Source organism: Brachybacterium sp. AG952 (assembly GCF_004362645.1).
Lineage (GTDB): Bacteria > Actinomycetota > Actinomycetes > Actinomycetales > Dermabacteraceae > Brachybacterium > Brachybacterium conglomeratum.
Window position 1 is genome coordinate 36082 of the sequence record NZ_SNXV01000009.1, and the last position, 6000, is coordinate 42081.

8 protein-coding genes and 1 tRNA gene are annotated in these 6000 nt (G+C 72.6%); 5 read left to right on the plus strand and 4 right to left on the minus strand.

The genetic code is table 11. From position 1 onward, the window contains the following. The first annotated feature begins 115 nt into the window (after positions 1 to 115). A complete protein-coding gene (locus DEU31_RS16565; protein WP_133677941.1) occupies positions 116 to 1012 on the plus strand; it encodes an NAD(P)-dependent oxidoreductase in 897 nt (298 codons plus the stop codon). Between the two features lie 96 nt (positions 1013 to 1108). On the opposite strand, the gene DEU31_RS16570 is transcribed toward DEU31_RS16565, so the two are convergent. Next, positions 1109 to 1693, minus strand: coding sequence for a sugar O-acetyltransferase (locus DEU31_RS16570; RefSeq protein ID WP_053918269.1), 585 nt, complete (start codon positions 1691 to 1693; stop codon positions 1109 to 1111). Between the two features lie 45 nt (positions 1694 to 1738). Next, positions 1739 to 2221 carry a GNAT family N-acetyltransferase gene (locus tag DEU31_RS16575; RefSeq protein WP_133677942.1) on the minus strand — a complete coding sequence of 161 codons (483 nt, stop codon included), beginning with the start codon at positions 2219 to 2221 and terminating at the stop codon, positions 1739 to 1741. Between the two features lie 38 nt (positions 2222 to 2259). Between DEU31_RS16575 and DEU31_RS16580 the strand changes: the two genes are divergently transcribed. Further along, the gene (locus DEU31_RS16580) at positions 2260 to 2679 is read left to right on the plus strand and encodes a YchJ family protein (RefSeq protein ID WP_010549731.1); all 420 of its coding nucleotides are present in this window, start codon (positions 2260 to 2262) and stop codon (positions 2677 to 2679) included. Positions 2680 to 2874: 195 nt separating this feature from the next. On the opposite strand, the gene DEU31_RS16585 is transcribed toward DEU31_RS16580, so the two are convergent. Both DEU31_RS16585 and DEU31_RS16590 read right to left on the minus strand, forming a co-directional pair. After that, positions 2875 to 3351, minus strand: coding sequence for a hypothetical protein (locus tag DEU31_RS16585; protein ID WP_010549732.1), 477 nt, complete (start codon positions 3349 to 3351; stop codon positions 2875 to 2877). A 68-nt stretch (positions 3352 to 3419) separates the two neighbouring features. Continuing rightward, on the minus strand, positions 3420 to 4175 hold the full coding sequence (locus tag DEU31_RS16590; protein WP_133677943.1) for an SDR family oxidoreductase: 756 nt from the start codon (positions 4173 to 4175) through the stop codon (positions 3420 to 3422). A gap of 162 nt (positions 4176 to 4337) precedes the next feature. Here DEU31_RS16590 and DEU31_RS16595 point away from each other — a divergent pair. The 3 genes from DEU31_RS16595 (at position 4338) to DEU31_RS16605 (ending at position 5717) form a co-directional block, all read left to right on the plus strand. Continuing rightward, a tRNA-Leu gene (locus DEU31_RS16595) sits at positions 4338 to 4419 on the plus strand. A gap of 72 nt (positions 4420 to 4491) precedes the next feature. Beyond that, positions 4492 to 5178 (plus strand): histidine phosphatase family protein, encoded by a 687-nt coding sequence (locus DEU31_RS16600; protein WP_133677944.1) that lies wholly within the window; start codon positions 4492 to 4494, stop codon positions 5176 to 5178. Then, positions 5175 to 5717: a DUF4916 domain-containing protein gene (locus tag DEU31_RS16605; protein WP_010549735.1), complete on the plus strand. Its 543-nt coding sequence runs from the start codon at positions 5175 to 5177 to the stop codon at positions 5715 to 5717. Before DEU31_RS16600 ends, DEU31_RS16605 begins: the two co-directional genes overlap by 4 nt. The last annotated feature ends 283 nt before the right edge of the window (positions 5718 to 6000 follow it).

Sequence of the window (6000 nt, forward strand, 5' to 3'; positions counted from 1 at the left end):
CCCGAGCCATAGGGACCGTCGACGGCGCGGGGACCAGCGCCGGTCCCCTAGACTCGTACCTCCCAGGGAAGTCAGCGCGAGGGCCGGGGAGCGGCTCTCAGCGGAGGAGGTCAGCGTGAGGATCGCGGTCACCGGTGCCACCGGAGTGCTCGGTCAGGAGGCCGTCGAGGCGCTCGTCGCCGCCGGGCACGAGGTCACGGGCATCACCCGCCGCGATTCCGGTGTACCTATCGTCGAGGGCCGCGGCGGCGCCGCCGTGGTCGCCGACGTCTTCGACGCCACCGACCTCGCCCGCGCCTTCCGCGGCCATGACGTCGTGATCAACACCCTCGCCCACGTCCCGGTCGGCATGTCGGGCCTGCGCCCGCTCGCCTGGCGTGAGGACGACCGCCTCCACCTCGAGGCCTCGGTCGCGATCGCGAAGGCCGCCGCCGAGGCAGAGGTGCGCAAGCTGATCCAGGAGTCCTCCGTCTTCCTCTACCCGGACAACGGCACCGACTGGATCACCGAGGACCAGCCGCTGTCCGTGCGCAACCAGGCGTTCCGCCCGCGCGTGCGGGAGATGCGGGCGGCGGTGGACTTCGCGACCTCCGGTCGCAGCGCCGTGGTCCTGCGCCTCGGCCAGCTGTTCGGCCGCGACCCGCAGACCACGCATGCGCTGAAGGCCACCCGCGAGGGGGACCCGATCCTGCTGGGCAAGCCGGAGAACTACATCACCCTGCTCCACCACACCGATGCCGGTCTCGCCTTCGTCGCCGCGCTGCGGGCCGACAGCGGCTTCTACAACGTCGGCGGCGAGCCGATCACCCGCGGCCGCTGGGCGAAGGATCTCGCGATGGAGGCCGGGGCCGAGACGCCGGCGAAGTTCTATCCCGAGATCACGCAGGCGATCGTCGGCACCCGGCTCGAGGTGCAGCGGCGCTCGCTGCGCGTCTCCTCGGTGCGGTTCATGTCCGAGACCGGATGGCGGCCGACGGTGGGCCCGTCCACGAAGGGCTGGTCGCGCCGCTGAGCGACGCGGGCGCGGCCGTCGGCAGGAGCGCAGGCAGGAGCGCGAACAAGCCGCCGACAGGCGCCTGATCGCGCCGACGCCGGCCGGACCGACCGCTCAGAGCTCGCGGATCACCTTCGCGGGGCTGCCGACGGCGAGGCTGCGCGCCGGGATGTCGCGGGTGACCACGGACCCCGCCCCGATCACGGAGTCCTCGCCGATGGTCACGCCCGGCATGATGATCGCTCCCCCGCCGATCCAGACGTTGTCGCCGATGGTGATCGGCTCCGCCGCCTCCCAGCCGTCCCGGCGCGGCCCGGGCTCCAGCGGGTGGATCGGGGTGAGCAGCTGGATGTTCGGGCCGAGCTGGCAGCTGCGGCCGATGCGGATGTCCACGACGTCCAGGGCCGTCAGCCCGAAGTTCACGAAGGTGCCCTCCCCGATGTGGAGACGGCTGCCGTAGTCCACCTGCAGCGGCGCCCGCACGTGCGCGCCCTCGCCGAAGGTCCCCAGCAGCTCGCGGAGGATCTCCTGCGCACCGTCGGGATCGGCGGGGTACTCGCGGCCGAAGCGGTCGGACTCCTCCAGCGCGTGGCGGAAGGCCGCCTGGATCTCGGGGTCGTCGGCGCGGTACCAGTCCCCCGCGAGCATCCGCTCGAGCGGGGTGCGGGGGTCGTTCTCGTCGATCTCGAAGGACTTCATCAGGCCAGGATAGGGAAGCGCGCTGAGCATCCGGTCCGGGCTGTGTCAGCGGGGCAGGCGCATGCCGAGGCTGGGGTCCGAGTCGATGAAGCCGAGGGAGCGGTAGAGGCGCTGTCCCGGCGGATCGGCGAGCAGGGTGATGTACGGCTGCGGGGGCGCGGCCCGCTCGATCCGGTCGATGAGGTCCTCCATCACGGCGCGTCCGAGGCCGCGGCGCTGATGGTCGGGGTCGGTGGCGATGTCGGCGAGGTGGAAGTACCAGGTGCCGTCGCCGAGGGTGCGGCCCATCGCAGCGAGGCCGCCGTCGGCGGTGCGGATCGTGGTCCAGGCCCAGCTGTTCTCGAGCGCGCCGACCGCCTGCTCCGGGGTGCGGGGGCTGAGCCCCGCGATCTCGCGCAGACGGACGTACTCCTCGCTCCTCGGTGCGGCGTGCTCCAGGCGGTATCCGTCAGGAAGTGCGGCCGGGCCGGCGGCGCCGGGCCCGTCGTCGGCGCCGGGGGCGGGGCTGTCGGGGTCGCGATCGGTCATGGGGAGATCCTGCCAGGTCCGACCGCGATACTGGGACCATGGCCGACTCCCCCGCTCCCCTGCCCGACGACGCCCGCTGCCCCTGCGGGAGCGGTGACGTGCTCGGCGCCTGCTGCGGGCCCGTGCTGCGCCGCGAACGTCGTGCCCCGACCGCCGAGGCGCTGATGCGCTCGCGGTACACCGCCTTCGCCGTGCGGGACCTCGAGCACCTGCTGCGCAGCTGGCACCCCACCACCGCCCCCTCGCGGGAGGATCTCGCCGCCTCGCTCGCCGAGGAGGTGCGCTGGCTGCGGCTCGAGATCCATTCGACGACAGCCGGCGGACCGTTCGACGACGCGGGCACCGTGGAGTTCACCGCGATCTCGAAGGGGCCGGGCGGCCGCGCTGTCCAGCGCGAGATCTCCCGCTTCGTGCGCGAGGACGGTGTGTGGCTCTACCTCGACGGTCGGGTGGACTGAGTCCCGACCGGCCGGTCCGCAGCGGGGCGGCGCGGGGCCGTCGGCTGTGTATCGGCTCGTCGGCCGCATGCTGGCCGTGTGCCAGCCCATCGGCCGCGCGCCAGCCCGTCGGCCACGTGCTCGTGCCCCCGGACGCGACGACGCCCCGGACCCGCTCGGGGGTCCAGGGCGCCGCGGATGCCTCTCGGCCGGAGGTCAGCTGCCGGCGGCGGCGACCTTCTTCTCGGCCCGCTTCGCGGCCTCCTGCAGGATCGCGCCGAGCTCGGCGGCCTGCTTCTCCGCCTGCTTCGCGCGGGGCAGGGAGGACTTCTTCACGGACTTCGCGGCCTTCTTCGCGGAGCGCTCGGTGCTGCGTCGCGCCTCCTTCATGGCCGCGGCGATCTTCTCGCCCCGCGTCCGCTCGCGACGCGAGCGGGCGACCAGCACCGCGATGCCTGCGCCGAGCACGACCACGCCGATGACGCCGCCCACGACCACAGGAAGGGTCGCGTCGGACTTCCCGTCACCGGCGGCCGAAAAACCCTTGACCGAGCCGACCAGCTCGTTCTTCCAGCGGGTCACGGCGTTCTTCGGGTTCACGCGGTCGATCAGCTCATCGATGTCGGACGCGAGGTTGTCCTGACGCCGATAGGCCTCGTCGCGCATGTCGTCCAGGCTCTTCTTGTCTGCCACCACTGCCTCCGGGTTGATCAGGGTCTGCTGTGCAGATCGTATCGTGATCGAGGGTACGGGTCGGACGATCAGCCCTGGGTGCGGGCCAGGAAGTCGTCGGCGCCGCCGACGAGCTCCACGTGCCCGGTCTCCACGTCGGCCGTCGCCATCTTCGCGACCTCGGCCGCGAACTCCTCGACCGAGTACAGCTTCCCGGCCGCCTCCCGGCGCTGCTCCAGCGCGCCGGGGCGGGCGCGGTCGAGCAGGGTCGCGGTGACGGTGCCCTCGATCATGTCGCCCGAGACGACGACGAAGGTGACGCCCTCGTCGCGCATCTCCGGGAGGCGCTCGGTGAGGGCGGTCTCGCCGGCGCGCTTGGAGCGGGCGACCTGCTCGTACTCGGGCATGGTCTCGACGTCGTCGATGAAGTGGGCCTGGTGGCTCGTCACGAACACGACGCGACCGCCCGCGGGCAGGTGCGCGAGGCCGGCCTCGAGCGCGGCGACCTGCGCGTCGCGGTTCAGGCGCATGGCGTAGTCCTCGCCGAGGTCCTTCTCCATGCCGCCGGACGCGTTCAGCACCAGCAGGTCGAGCCCGCCGAAGCTCTCGATCGCGGCGGACATGAGCGCCTCGAGGCCCTCGGCCGTGGTGAGGTCCGCGCCGACGGCGACGGCCTTGCCGCCGGCGGCCTCGATCTCGGCGACGACCTTGTTCGCCCGGGGCGCCTTCTGGCGGTAGTTGATGACGACGTTCGCGCCCTCAGCGGCGAGCAGCTTCGCGGTGGCCGCACCGACCCCGCGCGAGGATCCGGTGACGACGGCGGTCTTGCCTGCGAGGGCGCTCATGGGGAACTCCTGAGAGGTCGGGGATCGGTGTCCGTGAAAGGTGGGGCGCGCTGTGCCGACCGGGACCGGTCCGGTCGTGCGCCTCCGACCGTCCGAGCCTACCGGAGCACGTCGACGAGGCGGTTCGGGCGCACCGCGACGCGCCCGCTAGGCTGGCCCGGCGCGCGAGTGGCGGAATTGGCAGACGCGCTGGATTTAGGTTCCAGTGCCCGAGGGCGTGAGGGTTCGAGTCCCTTCTCGCGCACGCATGCGGCGGCCGCGGAGGCGGCGGCCGCGCAGACGACCGCACACGGCTCGAGATCGAGGAGAGCGCCCCATGACCCTGTTCGGGCTCGTCCGCCACGGGCAGACGGACTACAACCTGCAGAACCTCTTCCAGGGGTCCTCGGACATCCCGCTGAACGACACCGGGATCGCGCAGGCCCACGCCGCCTTCGACCGTCTGCCCGCCGTGGACTGGGACGTGGTCATCACCTCGCCGCTGCAGCGCGCCGAGCAGACCGGCCGCATCATCGGCGAGGACCACGGCATCCCCTTCGGCGGCACGGAGGCACGTCTGGTCGAGATCGACTGGGGCGCGGCCGAGGGACAGCCCGTCGAGGAGATGGAGGCCCGCTACCCGGGCCGTTCGTTCCCGGGCCGCGAGGACCATCAGGCCGTCGCCGACCGCGGCTACGACGCGCTCGAGGACCTCGAGACCCGCTACCCCGGCCAGAAGGTGCTGCTGGTCGCGCACGGCACCCTGATCCGCTTCCTGCTCTCGGGGATCATCGAGCGCCCCCTGCCCTCCATCCCGAACGCGACGCTGTCGCTGATCGAGCTCGAGGGCACCACCTGGCGGGTGCGGATGATCGCTGGCGAACAGGTCGACCACGCCGTCGAGGTGCCCACCCGGGCGCAGAACCCCCGCTTCATCGTCGACAAGGCGCAGCTCGCGCCCCACACCACCGCCGACGCCACGGGCGCCGCCACCACCGCACCGATCCCGGGAGGGAACGCATGAGCAGCCGCACCGCCGTGGACTCCGAGGGCTCCTGGTTCGATCCGGAGCGCGTCTCCGACCTGCGCCGCCACCTGCCGATCACCTACGTCGACGTGGTGCCCGTGCGCACCGACGTGGACGGGGCCGTGGCCGAGGTGGGGCTGCTGCTGCGCGCCTCCGGTGCCGGTCAGATCGTGCGTGCGATCGTCTCCGGACGGGTGCTGATCCACGAGACGCTGCGCGAGGCGATCGCCCGGCACGTCGAGAAGGATCTCGGGCCGATGGCGATGCCGCGCGTCCCCGTCTCCCCCGTCCCGTTCACGGTCGCGGAGTACTTCCCCACACCCGGCGTCTCCCCCTTCCACGACCCGCGCCAGCACGCGATCTCGCTGGCCTACGTGGTCCCGATCGACGGGGAGACCGCCCCACAGGAGGACGCCCTGGAGCTGTCCTGGTTCGGGGTGGACGAGCTGCTCGGCGACTCCTCCCCGCTCCACGAGATGGACGGCGGCCGCGACCTGCTGGTGCGCCGGGCGCTGGCGTACATGGGCGCCGCCTGAGCGGCATCGTCTGAAGGCGCCGCTGCACGGTCAACGGCGCTCGTGCCCCTCAGCCCGTGCCCTGGCCCGACGTGCTCCGGCGCCCGTGCCCTGGCCCGCGCACCTGTGCTCCCCTCCGCGCCGCAGGCCGGCCGCGAACGGGCGCGGCGCGAAAGAACTCGAGTGGCAGGTTTCGACCGCTTCACCTCAGGCCGCTTCAGTCGGTGAGTGCGACCGTGGTGATCAGTTCGTCGAGTGTCTCACTGGGGGTGGCGCCGTCGAGGATGACTCGGGGTCTTGCGTT